The sequence below is a fragment of the Pseudomonas asuensis genome (genome assembly GCF_014646755.1).
GTDB classification, from domain to species: Bacteria; Pseudomonadota; Gammaproteobacteria; order Pseudomonadales; family Pseudomonadaceae; genus Chryseomonas; species Chryseomonas asuensis.
The window spans coordinates 102,245-118,163 of record NZ_BMNW01000007.1 but is presented as its reverse complement, the minus strand read 5'-3'; the positions used below and the strand labels follow the sequence as shown (position 1 = coordinate 118,163).

9 protein-coding genes and 2 pseudogenes are annotated in these 15,919 nt (G+C 51.1%); 8 read left to right on the top strand and 3 right to left on the bottom strand.

All coding sequences use genetic code 11. From position 1 onward, the window contains the following. Positions 1-428: 428 nt before the first annotated feature. The gene (locus IEX86_RS15870; RefSeq protein WP_188867114.1) at positions 429-860 is read left to right on the top strand and encodes a DUF3597 domain-containing protein; all 432 of its coding nucleotides are present in this window, start codon (positions 429-431) and stop codon (positions 858-860) included. A 345-nt stretch (positions 861-1,205) separates the two neighbouring features. Beyond that, entirely contained in the window at positions 1,206-1,568 is a 363-nt protein-coding gene (locus IEX86_RS15865) for a hypothetical protein (protein ID WP_188867113.1), read from the top strand. A gap of 383 nt (positions 1,569-1,951) precedes the next feature. Here IEX86_RS15865 and IEX86_RS15860 read toward each other — a convergent pair whose 3' ends face one another. Beyond that, positions 1,952-3,733 (bottom strand): sensor domain-containing phosphodiesterase, encoded by a 1,782-nt coding sequence (locus tag IEX86_RS15860; RefSeq protein ID WP_188867112.1) that lies wholly within the window; start codon positions 3,731-3,733, stop codon positions 1,952-1,954. A 207-nt stretch (positions 3,734-3,940) separates the two neighbouring features. Between IEX86_RS15860 and IEX86_RS15855 the strand changes: the two genes are divergently transcribed. Beyond that, complete coding sequence (locus IEX86_RS15855; protein ID WP_188867111.1) at positions 3,941-4,993, top strand: sensor domain-containing diguanylate cyclase; 1,053 nt, start codon at positions 3,941-3,943, stop codon at positions 4,991-4,993. A 436-nt stretch (positions 4,994-5,429) separates the two neighbouring features. On the opposite strand, the gene IEX86_RS15850 is transcribed toward IEX86_RS15855, so the two are convergent. Continuing rightward, entirely contained in the window at positions 5,430-6,278 is an 849-nt protein-coding gene (locus tag IEX86_RS15850) for an MHYT domain-containing protein (RefSeq protein WP_188867110.1), read from the bottom strand. A 209-nt stretch (positions 6,279-6,487) separates the two neighbouring features. Between IEX86_RS15850 and IEX86_RS15845 the strand changes: the two genes are divergently transcribed. The 4 genes and pseudogenes from IEX86_RS15845 (at position 6,488) to IEX86_RS25740 (ending at position 12,341) form a co-directional block, all read left to right on the top strand. Further along, complete coding sequence (locus IEX86_RS15845; protein ID WP_188867109.1) at positions 6,488-8,002, top strand: sensor domain-containing diguanylate cyclase; 1,515 nt, start codon at positions 6,488-6,490, stop codon at positions 8,000-8,002. A 266-nt stretch (positions 8,003-8,268) separates the two neighbouring features. Beyond that, complete coding sequence (locus tag IEX86_RS15840) at positions 8,269-8,535, top strand: hypothetical protein (protein WP_188867108.1); 267 nt, start codon at positions 8,269-8,271, stop codon at positions 8,533-8,535. A gap of 737 nt (positions 8,536-9,272) precedes the next feature. Beyond that, a pseudogene (locus tag IEX86_RS25745) lies at positions 9,273-10,796 on the top strand (PAS domain-containing protein); the annotation flags it as partial. A gap of 6 nt (positions 10,797-10,802) precedes the next feature. After that, complete coding sequence (locus tag IEX86_RS25740; protein ID WP_373290452.1) at positions 10,803-12,341, top strand: ATP-binding protein; 1,539 nt, start codon at positions 10,803-10,805, stop codon at positions 12,339-12,341. 295 nt (positions 12,342-12,636) lie between these two features. Here IEX86_RS25740 and IEX86_RS15830 read toward each other — a convergent pair whose 3' ends face one another. Then, complete coding sequence (locus IEX86_RS15830; RefSeq protein WP_229685372.1) at positions 12,637-13,593, bottom strand: YsnF/AvaK domain-containing protein; 957 nt, start codon at positions 13,591-13,593, stop codon at positions 12,637-12,639. Positions 13,594-14,382: 789 nt separating this feature from the next. Here IEX86_RS15830 and IEX86_RS15825 point away from each other — a divergent pair. Then, positions 14,383-15,888: pseudogene (locus IEX86_RS15825) on the top strand (PAS domain-containing protein); the annotation flags it as partial. Between the last annotated feature and the right edge of the window lie 31 nt (positions 15,889-15,919).

Below are 15,919 nucleotides of genomic sequence, written 5' to 3'. Positions count from 1 at the left end.
CCGTGATGGTAGAACGTCACCCACCTAGACACCTAGAGAGGGCAATATTTGCTTAGCGCTTTTATTGATCTCTTGTTTTCGGCCTGGAGACCCTTATTCTTGAGATCAATAATTTTCTTTAGCTTTTCGAATGCTTTGCACAATGCCGTTAGCGCAGTGCGGCAAGACTTCCCTGCCTGTGCGGGTAGCGCTTAATGATTTTAGGAAGGCATAAAGCTTTGCCGGGCTGGGTAGGCGCTCACTAGTATTGCCAGCGTATGGTCATGTACTGACGGGACTCGTTGCCACAAACATCCTCTTTGACCTCACGGGTAGTGATCTCAAAATGCATGCATTTATTTCAAACTAATCCCTCACCGTGACGGTCGGAAGATAGGCAAGGCCTGCATAAGCAGGTCATCGTCTTGATTGATAAATGAGGAATTCATATGAGCCTATTTGGCAATATCCTGTCCAAGCTTGGTATTGGTAAAGAAGCACACGCTGCCGAACCTACCGCACAACAGCCCGGTAGCACCGATGCAGCCGCGGGTACGCCTGCGGGTACGTCTTCCTCGACCGCTGGCGCAGCTACTGGCGCCACACCCCAAGCCATGAGCCAGGTTGATGTTGCTGCCAAGCTGGAGGGATTAGCAGCTAATCATGCCGAGAAGCTCAATTGGAAGACCTCTATTGTTGACCTGCTTAAGCTGCTTGATTTGGACAGCAGCCTGTCAGCCCGCCAGGAGCTGGCTAAAGAGCTGAATTGCCCAGCGGACAAATTGCAGGATTCTGCGCAGATGAACATGTGGCTGCACAAAGCAGTACTGCAAAAGCTTTCTGAAAACGGGGGTAATGTTCCCGCCGATCTGCTCGATTAAGCTATTCCACAAGCCTTTCGTCCGCGCAGGACGGAGGGCTTCGCGCTTGTTGTAGTGCTACCTTTTCCTTTCAGCAGTACCTCCCTTCCAGCACATGCAATATTTCCTGAAAAAAGGGTGTTTGCCTGTGTCTTCTGCGCATCGTCTTAGCGTCTAGTAAATGAGCATTGCCTTTACCTGTAAAACGGTGCTTCGTAGTTCAGATGATCACGCGATCATTTGAAATATAGACGCCGTATCGTCAGGACCGTTGGGCCTGCTCTACAAGACGTTGGGGAACCCCTCCGTGATTAGCGGTTCTAGTCTTATGTGGTAGTGCTTTATAAGGTAGAGGAGAGCCAGTCTATGAAGGCAATCCGTATGTTAGCGGCAACGATGGCCCTGAGTGTTTCCAGTGGCTTTGCATTGGCTGATCTCCCTTCCGTGATCACAATGGGCCCTGGTTTCAAAATCGTGGTGAATGGTGCAAAAGTGCCGGTCTTTGGTTTCGATCGTTGTCCGCAGGCAGCGCTGGATCCGCAGAGCACCTTTCAGATTCCCGTCGAACAGGCCAAGGCCTGTACCGTTATTCCCAGTTATCAACGTGAAGTCAAAGTACGCATGATGTTGCGCTCCGGCCCGGTTGTAGAGACGTGGGGCGTCATGCGTTATGGCAACATGCTGGGCTTTCGCCGGCCCGATGGTAATTTTGTCGTCCCAGCGACTTGACCTCAGTACGGGGTACTACCTGACAGCAGATGGCTATCGGGTAAAGGGTAGCCACTCAACTCGACCAGCAGCCTATTGGCTCTAAAAATGTCCGATAAGGCTGCGTGCGATTTTTGTATCGGCTCCAGTAAGTTACGGTTGCTGCGCCATCATTAATACCTGAAGTGACTTTAGGCATTAATGATGGCTGCTATGGCTTGCCTCAGGATTCGCGGATAGCCATCCGCCTTTGAACAGGTTGGCTGTCACAAGCTACGGGCTCATGGGCTAATGAAACACGCTGAGTAGCCTACGACTGTAGGCATGCCAACGATGCGACAGGCTTTATAACCTCTCAGGCGTGCAGTAGAGCTTGAGTTCGAAGTTATCATTCAGTGGGCTTATCAAGCGGCTCCAGCACTTGTCGCTTTCCACGCGTCACACCAAAGCGAAAAGTCAGAAGACGCTAGTGGTTTTGTCAGCCAATACCCTTGTGCCTCTGTACACCCATACGCTTCAAGTTGTTTGAAACTTTCTTCAGTCTCGATACCTTCGGCCACCGTGCGATAACCCAGTTGACTGACCAAACTGACTATATGCTCTGCTAAAACCTGTTTTCTTGCGTCAGTCTCGATGCCATAGATCAACGAGCGGTCGAGTTTCACAACATCAGCCGGAATCTCATGCAAGTAGGCAAAGTTACTGTAACCGCTTCCAAAGTCGTCAATTGCTACGTGAGCACCAAGCAATCGGAGATCGGTAAGCTGCATAAGGATGTGTGGGCTGTTTCTCAGCCATTCACCTTCCGTAATTTCAAGCTCAATACGATTGGGATCGATATGGTGTTCGGCACAGGATTTGACGAAGCATTCAACCAGTCTCCGATCATCAAAGTCACGGGGAGACAGGTTGATGGATAACGTTCCCATAAAGGCACTGCCCCAGGTGGCAAGCTGAGCCAAGGCCTTATCAATAACCCAATGAGTCACCTGGTTAATAAGTGGAGTCTTTTCTATAACAGGTATGAACTCATTAGGGGGAATTAGCCCGCGGATCGGATGCTGCCAGCGAAGTAAGACTTCGGCACCTGCCAGGGTTTTTTCGGCTAACGTAAGACGCGGTTGGAAAACCAGATACAGTTGATTGTGCTGCATGGCTTCTTGCACATCGGCTGCAAGATTGAAGGAGCGCCGGAAGCGTTCATCGTACCCAGCCTCATAATAAAGCCAGGGCGCTCTAGTCAGTAACGCCTCATCAACAGCAGATAATGCCTTGCGTATGACATCGTCAGTGTTATCACTTCTAGTATCGAAAACAACGACGCCTGCTGACACGGGTGGATCGATGGGCACCTCTTCGACCTTAACTGTTCTACGCAGTGACGAGATCAACCCGTTAAGCATCTTCTCAGCGTACGCGCCTTCATTTATCGCCATGATGAAGGCAAACCGGGTCAGGGTGATCCGGTAAAGAGTTGCCAACCCGTTAAGTTGAGACGAAAGCCGCTGCGAGAGTGTTTGCACAAAACGCTCAAAAGGCTCAATACCAAAGGCCCGCGCAATTTCCTGAGCGCGGTATGAGTCCAGCACATCTATCAGAACAAGCATACGAAGCTTTTCTGAAGCGTCATGGGAAAGATTCTTCAAGTCCGCCATGAATTGAGGCCGCCCGGAAAACCCACTGATTAGGTCCTGCTCCTGGGAGGGGACACTTTGCTCGATGTGCTCCGTTACCAGGTTAGCAAGATCATACAAGTGAACATGATCAGCTTCGCTTAGCTGGCGGGGCTTGGTGTCCATGATGCATAGGCTGCCTAGCGCAAATCCATGCCGATCGATCAACGGTACGCCAGCATAAAAGCGGACGTCGGGTGGCATAGCCTCTACAGGAAGGTGACAGAATCGTGAGTCCTGTCTTATATCCATAACTTCCAGAATGGTTTTTTGCTTGATGGTATGAGAGCAGAAAGACTGTTCTCTAGGTGCCTCCTCCAGCATAAGACCAACCTTGGACTTGAACCAGATACGATGCCGGTCTACAAGAGAGATAAAGGCAACAGGCACCTGGAGCGTATGTGCTGCCATTCGGCAAAGCCGATCCAGACTGCTGGAAGGCGCCGTATCCAGTAATCCACAGGCATAAAGGGCTGCAAGCCGCTCTTCTTCTAGCTGAAGCTCGTTTAACACTACAAGTCCTTCTCTTTAATAAAGAGGATCAATACCTGCTTATCGACTAACCTTGTTGGCAATGAACGTTTTAGATCGTTTGATTAGGGATGATGAATCTGGATATCGTTAGGGATGCGCTACTGTATTAAACATAGCAGCCAATCTTGAAAAGAGACTTCAGATTAGCAACGCTTTGTTTTTAGCTCAGGGAGTGTTGGTACTGTTATGCATGCTCCGTCCGATCACCCTAACGAACATGAAAGACAAGCGTCATTGGACGATCTTGAGATTCTGGACACGCCGGCCGATCCTTACATGGACTCCCTGGTACGGGTAGCAAGAGATATCTTCAAGGTTGAACGTGTGCTGATCAGTCTGATAGACCGCGACCGCCAGTGGTTCAAGGCGCGAGCGGGGGCTGAATTTAGCTGTACTCCCAGGGATATCTCTTTTTGTGGGCATGCGATTCTGGATGAGCATCGCACATTCATAGTGCCCGATGCGCTTGAGGATGATCGGTTTGCAGACAATCCGCTGGTAACAGGCGCACCCTTCATTCGGTTCTATGCAGGGCATCCATTGATTGCAAGTGCCGGACTTCCCATTGGCACCCTTTGCCTGTTGCATTCCCAACCGCGTGTTCTTAATGAACAGGAGGAGGGGCGGTTGCGTGACTTGGCCCAGCTGGTCGAAGGCTATATCAAGCTAAGAAGCTTAAGTGAACACACCAGACAGCTACGAGAAGCTGTTAGCCGCGAGCAACGCAAAGCACTGCTGGATCCACTTACCCAATTATGGAACCGAGCCGCCCTAGAGCATTTTTATCCTGGTGAAGTGAGCACGGCCAAACTGCACAATGAGCATATAGGCGTCTTGTTTATCGATCTTGACCATTTCAAAAACATCAACGACACCTATGGGCATGCTACAGGAGACCAGGTGCTGGTCGAGGCCGCCCACCGTATCGCTACGAGTTTACGACCGCATGACCTTCTGTTTAGGTTTGGAGGAGAGGAGTTCGTTGTTGTTTCACGGATTGGATCTGTTAATCAACTAGGCAGCATTGCCGAACGAATACGCGCTACGATCGCCAATAAAGAAATTGTTACTCTAAGGGGTCACCTGTCTATAAAGGCTAGTATTGGCGGCGCGGAAGGAGGGCCGGAAGACACAATTGAATCCCTGCTTCATAAGGCGGATAACGCCTTGTACCGCGCCAAGAACAATGGACGAAACACGGTGTGTCTTGAGCATAGTGAAGCTTGGGAAAACAGTTGAGCAAATGCAATGATATGCTTCTGGTGCAATGAATAAAGGCTAGCAAGAGTTTGTTTGAAGCCGCCTTAGGGCGGTTTCATAAAGCAGCGTATTGACTTGGGCCAAAGGTATTCCGCTGCCCTATACCGCTCCACGAGCAATTAAGCTAAAACAATAGGCTCACAGCTAAGGCCAAGGCCGCTTAATGGGCGTGATCATGTCACATGAAGCCAGCTCCTGAACACCGCGCAAGTTCCGGGAGCAATCATAAGATGATGAAATAGCGAGGCCCTTTAACCGGTGAAAATAATGTGCTTGAAACCATAACAGAACAGCTTGGCCAAGAGCCAAACTGTTCTGTTAGGCATGGCTAAAGCCAATGCCATGGTAGGCCACAAAGGATAATTTTAGTCTTGAGCAAAGAAGTCATAGCGCTTGGTACGCCAGCGCTTGCCATTCATGCCTTATCTCTAGATTCGACATAACGAGGAAGAAGCTCAAGAGGGTCTTGCTCCACCCGATGCCGGGCAAGACAGCGCTGTATATCAGCCTGCTTCTGGGAGAGCATACGGCGGCGTGCCTGCTGCTCAATGGCGACTGCCGTCAAGGTCATGGCCAGCAAGGACAACGACGCCAGGGATACCCACACTCCCAACCAGGAGGCTTGAATTCCATCCGTTTCGCTGCCACTGACACTGACACTACCTTGATGGAAACTTGCACTGGCCATACCCACGTAGTGCATGGCAACGATACCAAATCCCAGAAAAATAGAGGCTGCAAAGCGCAGCATCCAGACGTGTCGCAACAGTTTCTTCAAGTGGAAGGCAACGCAAAGTGCAGACGTTGCGGCCAATATGGCAATCACAATGGACGCGCCAAACCATAGTGGATCGTAGTCAATAGCCGGACTCATACACAGTGCTGCCATGCCAACATAATGCATGCCTGCAATTCCAGCGCCCATGACTAGACCTCCCAGTGCAAAGTGCCAGCCCCCTAACACTGGGCGGCAGGCGATCCATAAAGCCAATGCTGAGGCCAGTACTGCCAATCCCAGGGAGAATACAGTCAGGGATACCTCGTAGGTCAGTTCAATCGGTAGGCTGAAGGCAAGCATGCCAATGAAATGCATTGCCCATAGCCCGGTTCCCATCGCCATGGAGCCACAAAATAGCCATAACCGCGCGGCGGTCCCACGGGTGTTGAATACAGAGGAGGTGAGTTGTAGAGCGGTATAGGAGGTCAATACCGCTACGACTATGGAAACCAGTACCAGGATCGGGTCATAACTACTACTAAACATACGATCCACCAGATTTTTTACAGTCTAAGCTTAACGGCTGGTTAAGGACGTTCTAGACCTGGATTCTTAATTTCTGTCGTGAATAACGATACGCTGGTCTGACGTTGTCTATCCTGCTAAAGAGGGAGCGAATGGTTAGGTACTCTGCAAGACGTATCGATTGAACCATTCAACCTCTCCCAATACCCTATGGATATGACAAGGCATCCATGAAGCAAACCAGTCGTCTTAAGCGTGTCTTCATTGCCTTCTCTATAGGGTTTACGCTCGTTTTAATCGGTGTGGTTTCGCTGCAGCTATACAGAAGCTACAAAGAGACTCTGACGGCCGCACAAGCCAATGCAGCAAACCTGGTCAAGTCCATGGCACAGCATGCCTATGACACCTATGAAGATATGGACCTTGCCAGCTTTGGCATCGTTGAGCGGCTGGAATGGGATGGATTCGGGAGTGGCTTAACCAGTGAAAACAAGGCGCGATTGAAAACCCTGTTTAAACGCCAGGTTGCCCAAATGCACCAGGTGCATGGGTTCTTTGTTTACGACAAGGATGGAAACTGGATTGTTACTGACAAGGACGATTACCCAGCAAACATTAATAATGCCGACCGCATATATTTTATTTACCACAAGACCTTTTCGGATCGAGCTATCTATATCGGCACGCCGATCCGCAGCCGCTCAACAGGCGACATGGTGGTACCGGTATCACGGCGAATCAATAACCCTGATAAAAGCTTTGCAGGCGTCTTTCTGATTACCGTCAATATCGAGTACTTCAATCAGTACTACGCTGACTTTCTACTCGGGCCTAACGATTCCATTGTACAAGCCTTGCGGAGTGGCGAAGTCATTTCGCGCCTGCCTTATCGGGAAAGCAATATCACGCTGAATCTGTCCAAAGGCGACATCTATAGCAAACACCTTCTCAAGGCGAGTTCAGGCGTGGTTCGTATTACCTCTGTAGTTGACGGTGTTGACCGGATTCAGGGCTATCGGGCGCTTGAGCGCTATCCATTAGTTGTTCAGGTGGGCTTGTCCCGGAAGGATGTTTTGGCGCCCTGGTTAACGGAGGTCGTCTTCTACGTTACCGGTCTGGCCATCATGTTGGGGGTTTTGTTTGCCCTTGGGTTGCTAATACTGCGTTATATCCGTTTGGACCAAGAACATCAGGTAGAGCTCAAGGCAGCCTATGATGCGGTTGAAAAGCTGGCTATGGAGGATGGACTTACGGGCCTTGCCAATAGACGCCATTTCGACGTAGTGCTACCCGTTGAACTCAACCGCGCCCGACGCCAGGGTTACTGCGTGGGGCTGATCATGCTCGACGTGGACTACTTCAAGAAATTTAACGACAGTTACGGACACCATATGGGGGATCTGTGCTTGAAAGCGGTTGCACAGGTTGTAAAGCAGAATGTTCGGCGGGCTGGCGATCTGGCCGCTCGATATGGCGGGGAAGAGCTTGTTATCCTCTTACCCAATACGGATGACCTTGGAACCCATAAGATCGCAACTGCCATTCTGGAGGGTATTAGGGCACTTGGCATTGAGCACCGGGACTCTGCACATGGACGTGTTACAGCCAGTATTGGCTATCATGTTGTTGTCCCAGCCAGCTTTGATTGCGACCCCTCCCAAGAGCTGGGGCTGGCTGATGTTAATTTGTATACCGCTAAAGAACTGGGCCGCGACAGAGTACACCCTGAGATGCCTCTGCTTTGATTTATTGCTTTCCTGCCGCTCTACCGTAAACCCTCTCTTTATGCCTGTATCCCCTATGGGCTTTGTTTGAAAAGTACCTGCACTTGGCCAAGGGGTGTTAGTAGCCGTCTGAGTATGCTTTTTTACCTTGCATAAACTGCGGTTTCTCAGGGTTTTGCCCTGTCTGGCTGCGCCGGGCTGCTTTTCAGATAAGCCTGCAATAAAATCAGGCACGTTCCAGATCCTCAACAGTCAGAGTTGTCTGGATTCTATAAGGGGCCTGGGAGATGAACAATGAAGAACTTATCAATGCGGGGCGTGAGCGCGCGCTCAACCAGCTGACCTCTATGATTGAGGCACTCTATAGCACTGACACCTTTCATGGGCAGGTCTTGGCACGTCAACTCATAGCCATAAAACAAAATCAGGATCATGCTCTACTCCGCCTGGAAGGCTTTCTCCTAGGCTTGTATGAAGCTGATGCCCTAACGCGTGAACATTTCGATAACGTATCGGGTGTCATTATTTCTGGAAGGGCACAGGGCTGGTGGTGAGCCTTTGCGGAAGGGGCAGTCAGAATGAGAGGAGAGGCGTGTCAAACAGTTGATTAGTCTATGACTTCATGTCTCAGGATAATGAGAGCAAGATTTGAAGTGCTGATAAAAATTGTGCGCGTTGGGGCTACCAAGCCAGCGATTGTTACATAGGTTACATCTGACAAATCCGCTACCTTTTATAGTGCAATACGGTTGATGCAGATTTAGCTACGGTCGGGCTCTGAAGAAGCCGGGCTAACTCAATATGCCCTGGCACTCTCCCCGCTGCCTGTCAATGCAAGGTCTCTGCTCGCTCTTAATGGCTACATAGATAGGCAGCGGGGAGAGTGTTTGCGCGCACTCACTGCAAACAACAAGCAGCATCAGGGGCGTCTTTCGCTCACGCTTCCTAGGCTTTGTACGAAACGTATCGGCGCTCGGTGATGCTCTGTTAAAAATCGATTCGGAATGCTCATTTACAACACGTAAACTCCGCTTTCTTATCAGTTTGTGCCTCGCCTGATCTTCGCTCGAAGACTTTTCGTACAGAGCCTAATACCCGGAAACCGCAAGCGTCCAGTTACCTTACACCGCTCATGCCTTTCTTCTTGAACGCATTTTATTTGACCCTCTAAATGGCTAAAGGCAACGAATCATTATTACGCCGTAGGGTCTGATGACTTAGTTTTTAGACGTGCCGACGGGCTATATACCCAATCGGTCATGACACATAAAACCGCCTACATTGTGAGCCCATGTCTGACAACGGTTCCTCAAGTATTCCTGCGCTGTCTCGCCAGGCCTTAACCGAGCTTGTCTTTGATCACACGGCCGACTATGCCGTCATTGTGACCGACCCCCTGGGGAAAATAATCGCCTGGAACCCAAGCGCAGAAGTCATTCTTGGCTGGACCGCAGAGGAAGCGGTAGGACAGCCCTATGAGCTCTTTTACACGCCTGATGACCGCGCGGCTGGACAGCCTATAAAGGAAATAGAAGCAGCGCTTGAGCAGGGGCGTGCGCTTGATGAGCGCTGGCACATCAAGCGCGATGGCACTATTTTCTGGGCTAGCGGTGAGCTGTCCCCGTTGTACAAGGATGGTGTCCTGATTGGCTATACTAAAATCCTTCGTGACCGTACCCGCGAGCGTCTTACGGAGGAAAGTCTAAGGCTGGCTCAGAAGGTTGGTAACATCGGCACCTTTGAGCTTTTTCCACGCGAGGGTTGGATTGCCGTTTCTCCAGAGTTCTGTCGTCTATGGGGGGTTCCCATCCAGAGCAAATTGCGGGTTCAGACCCTTATGGAGCATATTCATCCAGAGGACCGAGCCAGGCTGGCTACTGACAAAGCAGAGCTTCCTGATGATGCCTTGGAATACATTGAGTACCGCATCCAGCGTGCAGACACGGGTGAAGAGCGATGGATTGCGCGGCGCGGCGAGCCGGTTCATATCGAATACTCGCAGACCAAGCGCTATCTAGGTGTCTGCTACGACGTTACCGAGCGCAAGCGTGCCGATATTTCAATACGAGCTGCCGAAGCGCGCTGGCGGGATCTGTTTGAGGGTATGACCGAAGGCTTCTATCTGGCAGAGGCCATACGGGATGAAAGGGGCCGGATGGTAAGCTTCAGGTATCAGGAAGCGAATCCAAGCTTCTGGTATCAAACTGGGCTGGATACCTCCACAGTGGTGTTGGGGCGTACGGTACATGAGCTTTTCCCCAGTATTGCCGAGCAACGGGTCAAAACCTACGCCACGCTTCTTGAAACAGGGAGGCCTCAACACTTCGAGGTGTACGCAGAGCAGCTTGGCAGCCGCTGGTTTGAGGCCAGAGCACGACGGATCACGGTAGATTCGTTTGCCGTCCTGTTCATGGATATCACCCAGCGCAAGGGTACGGAAGTAGCACTTGAAAAAAGTGAGTCGCGATTCAAGGCCATCACTCACTCGATCGAGCAAATTGTCTGGGACGCGCGGCCAGATGGGTATCGGGACTTTTACAATGAGCGCTGGTATGAGTATACCGGCATGCAAAAAGACTCGAATACAGGATTCACTTGGCTGGATTATGTACATCCCGATGAGCTGGATCGGACTAAAGCGGCGTGGCAACACAGTGTAGTGACAGGCGAGCCCTTTCGGACCGAGTACCGACTTCGACACCATTCGGGGCAGTACCGCTGGATGCTGGCCAGGGCGCACCCCCTACTGGATGCAGACAAGCGGATTGTTCGCTGGTACGGTTCATCTACCGATATCCAGGATATTGTCGAAGCCCGAGAAGTGCTCTCCCGCTCTCAAGAAGAGCTTGAAGGGCTCGTCACCGAGCGTACCCGTGAACGGGATCGTATCTGGCATTTGTCTAACGACATGATGGCGGTTACGAGGCTGAACAGTGAAATCGTTTCGATCAATGCCGCTTGTAGCCGCACATTGGATTTAAGTGAAAACGAGCTGCTTGGTCAAAGCTTTCTTGATATCACGCATCCCGAAGACAAGGCCAAGACAAGAACAGAACTTGGGCGCCTGAGCCAAGGCCATAGCACCGCAGACTTTGAAGTCCGGCTCCGCCATCGGGATGGCTCCTACCGACTGACCTCCTGGACGGCAGTGGCTGAACATGCGTATGTCTATGCAGTAGGCCGAGATATTACAGAGCAGCGCCAGACCGAAGAACAACTGCGCCAGGCGCAAAAAATGGAAGCGGTAGGTCAGCTCACAGGTGGTATCGCCCATGACTTCAATAACCTGTTGACCGGTATTATCGGAAGCCTCGATTTGATGCAACGGCGTTTCAAGGCCGGGCGTGTTGAGAATCTGGATCATTACATGGATGCGGCCGTGACCTCAGCGCAGCGCGCGGCAGCGCTCACGCAGCGGCTGCTAGCTTTTTCTCGCAGGCAGGCGCTTGATCTCAAACCTGTCGATATCAATCAGCTGGTCGCTTCGCTTGAGGACCTGCTGCACCGTACAACAGGCGAAAATATCACGCTGACTACCCATCTGGGGGCAGGGTTATGTCCCGCCTGTACCGATACCAACCAGCTTGAAAGCGCCCTGGTTAATCTTGTGATTAACGCCCGTGATGCCATGCCTAATGGCGGTACGATCGATATTTCCACGTCAAGCATTCATTTGAATGAAGACCATGGGCCGGAGATGGATGGTCTTAAAGCCGGTGACTATATCAAGCTAAGCATCAAGGACACCGGCACAGGGATGACACCCGATGTGCAGGCCAAAGTCTTTGATCCGTTCTTTACCACTAAGCCTATTGGTCAAGGAACAGGCTTGGGGCTCTCCATGGTATATGGCTATATCAAGCAGTCGAAGGGGCACATACGAATAATTTCGGAGCCTGGAAAAGGAACGGAGGTCTGCCTTTATCTGCCTTGCCATAAAGGGGCGATAGATGAAGCACCAATCGGCACTGACACGGCTATCTCGCTGGGGTCAGGTGAAACCGTTCTGGTCGTCGAAGATGAAGCGGTGGTACGTGGCCTGGTGATCGAGGTGCTCAAGGAGCTAGGCTATGAAGTGTTGGAGGCGGCTGATTCAAAAAGCGCGATTCCAATACTGGAGAGTCACCAGCGAATCGATCTAATGATTTCAGATGTGGGACTGCCGGGCCTCAACGGCCGTCAGTTAGCTGAAATAGCACGGCAGTTTCGACCGGAGCTTAAAGTGCTGTTTGCTACCGGTTATGCCGAAGGCTCCTATGTAAAAGGCTACCTAGGAAGGGGGATGGCGCTTATTACCAAGCCTTTTGCTATCGATACGCTGGCTGCCAGGATCAAGGAAATGCTTGCGGCAGAGTTCTAATCGTTTGCAAGCCTTTTACGCTGTGGCGTCTGGTGGTTTTAAGAGGGTTGAAGTTCGACTTTGCAAAAAGAACAAAGCCAGGAGAGAGAGTCGCTCTCTGGGTGAAGGGTATACAGACAAGGCCTCATTTCTCCGCATTCTTCACACTCAACACGGCGGATAAGCGCTTCATGGTCATCAGGCAAAACAGACACAAAAGCCTCCTCTAAATCTGTATGAATTAGAACGTCAGCTTTTAAGAGCTTATGAAATAGAGGCTGCTTGAAAAGCAGCCTCTTAATACCCTTTTAATACATTAGGGCTTGTTACGAGTAGTCAACTCAGTGTCGGCATCATGTGTGCCGCTGAGGTGCGAACGAGTACCGTCCTTTTCGATATCTACATCTGTACGGCGGACAGTATCGCGTACTGTTTCGGTATGCTGGGTGCTTTCTTTACCCACTACAACCTCTTCGACCACTCGGGCAGTTTTAGCCACGACAGCTTCTTCAGCAGTTTCCTGAATCTCGACTGTGCCCTCGCGGAAGGCAGACAAATCACTGGTAGAAACGGCGCGGTCTACAGGCCGGCGCTCGATCACAGCATGTTCTTCACGCAGGCTTACCGTTTCTTCAACAGGGCGTTCGGTCATATGGGAGACTACGCGCACACGCCCCAGCCGATTTTCACGCTTACCAACCTTTAATTCTTCTTCCATCACAGGAATGGCGGTTGTTTCAGTAGGCGTCTGATCTGCCAATGGCGTAGCGCCTACACCCATGGTAGTGGCCGTTGTAGCACCAGCAGTGGGCGCCATACGGCTAGTAGAGCCAGTCACTGTGCTATCGCCCATTGTGTCTGGATAGGCAGTTGCACCCTCGCTAGTCCAGGTAGCGCTACGCTCATCAATATCGATTGCGCCATTACGTTCGAGGATATCCTCAACCACAGGCACCTGAGCATCATCATTGACCGTAACGGTCACAACGGTTGAACCACGGCGTACGGCTTCCGAGTAGGTTTCGCCATACCGGCTATGCTCAGTGTCGTCACTCCCAAAGACGGAGCGGAAGAAATGGCCGACCTTCTCGGACATCGAGCCATCATGTGTATCAGAGCGCAGGGAGGTATCGGTTGTACCCTCTGTAACGCCTGCTTCATTTGCGGCAGCGATCTGGATGTTGGTCTGGGAAACGCCCTTGGCCATCAGTTCGCGCTTTACCAGTTCGGCTTCGTTATAACGATCAAATGCGGCTACTAGGGTATGTTGCATAGGTCACCTCTGTATTCTCTTCAACAGCCATGGCTGTGATTGGTTTAAGTGGTGTGCTCTTGCGCCACGTTTGGTAATCACTGCCTGTAAGGTGGATTACCAAACGCTATTTCTAACCGTTTGTATAATCGGTTTCGAAAAGCCACTTGGCATTATTGCCGTCCTAGTTCTGGAGTAGCGGTAAGCCGCTTAAGTTCAGATAAACCTCCAAATGGTAGGGCTATAGAGCAAAAAAACGTGTGCTCTTTCTAAAAGCTGTTCTAGACAGCCTTACACGATGGAATCTTAGTGAGCATAAGACCTCTTATAGCCGCCCAGCCTGGGTAAGGCAGCGCGTTTATTCGCCAGAGGCGTCGCGAGAGGATTGCTGAATGAGCAAAGATGAATGAACGACTCGGTTGATACACAAGTGGTGATCAGCGGGCACGTACAGGTACTCGCTACGCTGTATCCGGGGCAATCAGCCAAACGCTAAGTAACCTGGGCTTTAGGCTTTGTAAGAAGCGTATCTGCGCTCGGTGATGCTCTGTTAAAAACGATTCGGAATGCTCATTTGCAACACGTAAACACCGCTTTCTTACCGATTTTTGCCTCGCCTGACCTTTCATTCAGGACGTAAACCTTGAGTATCGCAATACAGCATGGATACTGAACCGATACAGGACTGTCGCAGCCAAGTACTGCCTGTTCAGTACTTGTTGGCCCATATGTCTGGTAACACTAAAGCCGCCTCTTCTCCAGTCGATACCGTATATATCCCATTACGCTTCGTCCCTAGAGGTAATCCTGATGTCTACCGCCGCCGACTCGGTGCTCGAGAAGTTATCTGCCCAGGAGCTTGATCTTACTTCGCTGATGACTGCTATCAACCGGTCACAGGCGATGGTCGAGTTCTCACTCGACGGAATCATCCTGAATGCCAATGTTAACTTTTTGAGCTGCGTAGGCTATCGCCTGGACGAAGTGCAAGGCCGCCATCACCGTATGTTCTGTACCCCGCAATATGCGGCAAGCGAAGAGTACGAGATATTCTGGCGCAGGCTGGGAGAAGGTGAATTTCATGAGGGCGAGTTCAAGCGGTTAGCCAAGAACGGCCAGCCGATCTGGCTGCAAGCGACGTACAACCCAGTACTCGATAACCAGGGCAATCCAGTCAAAATCGTCAAGTTTGCTACTGACATTACTCAGCAGCGTATCGTCAATGCTGACTATGCAGGAAAGGTTGCAGCTATTGACCGCTCCCAGGCCGTTATTGAGTTTGATCTCAATGGCCGAGTGCTAACCGCCAATGATAACTTCCTTAAGGTCATTGGTTATCGTCTGGATGAAATACAAGGCCAGCATCATCGCATGTTCTGCCATGACGAACTGCTCAACAGTCCGGCATATCGGCATTTCTGGGAGAAGCTGGAGCGGGGCGAGTTCGATAGCGGCGAGTACCGGCGCCTTGGCAAGGGCGGGCGTGAGGTCTGGATCCGCGCGACCTACAATCCCATTCTGGACCCCGATGGACGCCCTTACAAGATCGTCAAGTTTGCCAATGACGTAACCGAAATGCGCGAGCGTAACGCCGAATTCGAAGGCAAGGTGACAGCGATTCAGCGCTCCCAAGCCGTGGTCGAATTCGATCTGACAGGCAAGGTCCTGACGGCTAACCGTACTTTCCTTGGGATTGTAGGGTATGACCTCGAAGAGCTGGTTGGGCAGCACCATCGTATGTTATGCCCTGAAGAGTTTGCGAACAGTTTGGCTTACCGAGAGTTGTGGGACCGGCTGGGTCGTGGTGAATACGACGCCGGCGAGTACAAGCGCAAGTGCAAAAACGGAAAAGAAATCTGGATTCGTGCCACCTATAACCCCATTCTCAATGCGAAAGGCGAGCCTTACAAAATCGTCAAGTTTGCCCTGGATGTTACTCAGGCCAAAGAGAGCACCATTGAGTTTGAAGGCAAGGTCAAGGCGATGGACCGTGCCCAGGCTGTTATTGAATTCGATATGTCAGGCAACATACTGAAGGCCAATGCCAACTTTCTGAAGTCTCTCGGTTACAACATGGCCGAATTGCAAGGCCAGCATCACCGAATCTTTTGCGAGCCAGAGTATGTAAGCAGTACGGAATACCGTGAGTTTTGGCATTCACTGTCGCAGGGAGAGTTCTTTTCGGGGCGCTTCATGCGCCTAAGCAAATACGGCCAAAAGATCTGGATTCAGGCGACCTACAACCCGATCTTCGATCACGACGGTAAACCGTTCAAGGTTGTGAAGTTCGCTACTGACATCACCCAGCAAGTCGAGCTGGAGGAAGCCATTGACGCGAAAACCAGAG

What these genes read in the sequence shown, in the direction of transcription:
- IEX86_RS15850 (WP_188867110.1), bottom strand. Translation starts at nt 6,278, where the DNA reads ATGTTTAGTAGTAGTTATGACCCGATCCTGGTACTGGTTTCCATAGTC.
- IEX86_RS15845 (WP_188867109.1), top strand. Translation starts at nt 6,488, where the DNA reads ATGAAGCAAACCAGTCGTCTTAAGCGTGTCTTCATTGCCTTCTCTATA.
- IEX86_RS15830 (WP_229685372.1), bottom strand. Translation starts at nt 13,593, where the DNA reads ATGCAACATACCCTAGTAGCCGCATTTGATCGTTATAACGAAGCCGAA.
- IEX86_RS15840 (WP_188867108.1), top strand. Translation starts at nt 8,269, where the DNA reads ATGAACAATGAAGAACTTATCAATGCGGGGCGTGAGCGCGCGCTCAAC.
- IEX86_RS15855 (WP_188867111.1), top strand. Translation starts at nt 3,941, where the DNA reads ATGCATGCTCCGTCCGATCACCCTAACGAACATGAAAGACAAGCGTCA.
- IEX86_RS15870 (WP_188867114.1), top strand. Translation starts at nt 429, where the DNA reads ATGAGCCTATTTGGCAATATCCTGTCCAAGCTTGGTATTGGTAAAGAA.
- IEX86_RS15865 (WP_188867113.1), top strand. Translation starts at nt 1,206, where the DNA reads ATGAAGGCAATCCGTATGTTAGCGGCAACGATGGCCCTGAGTGTTTCC.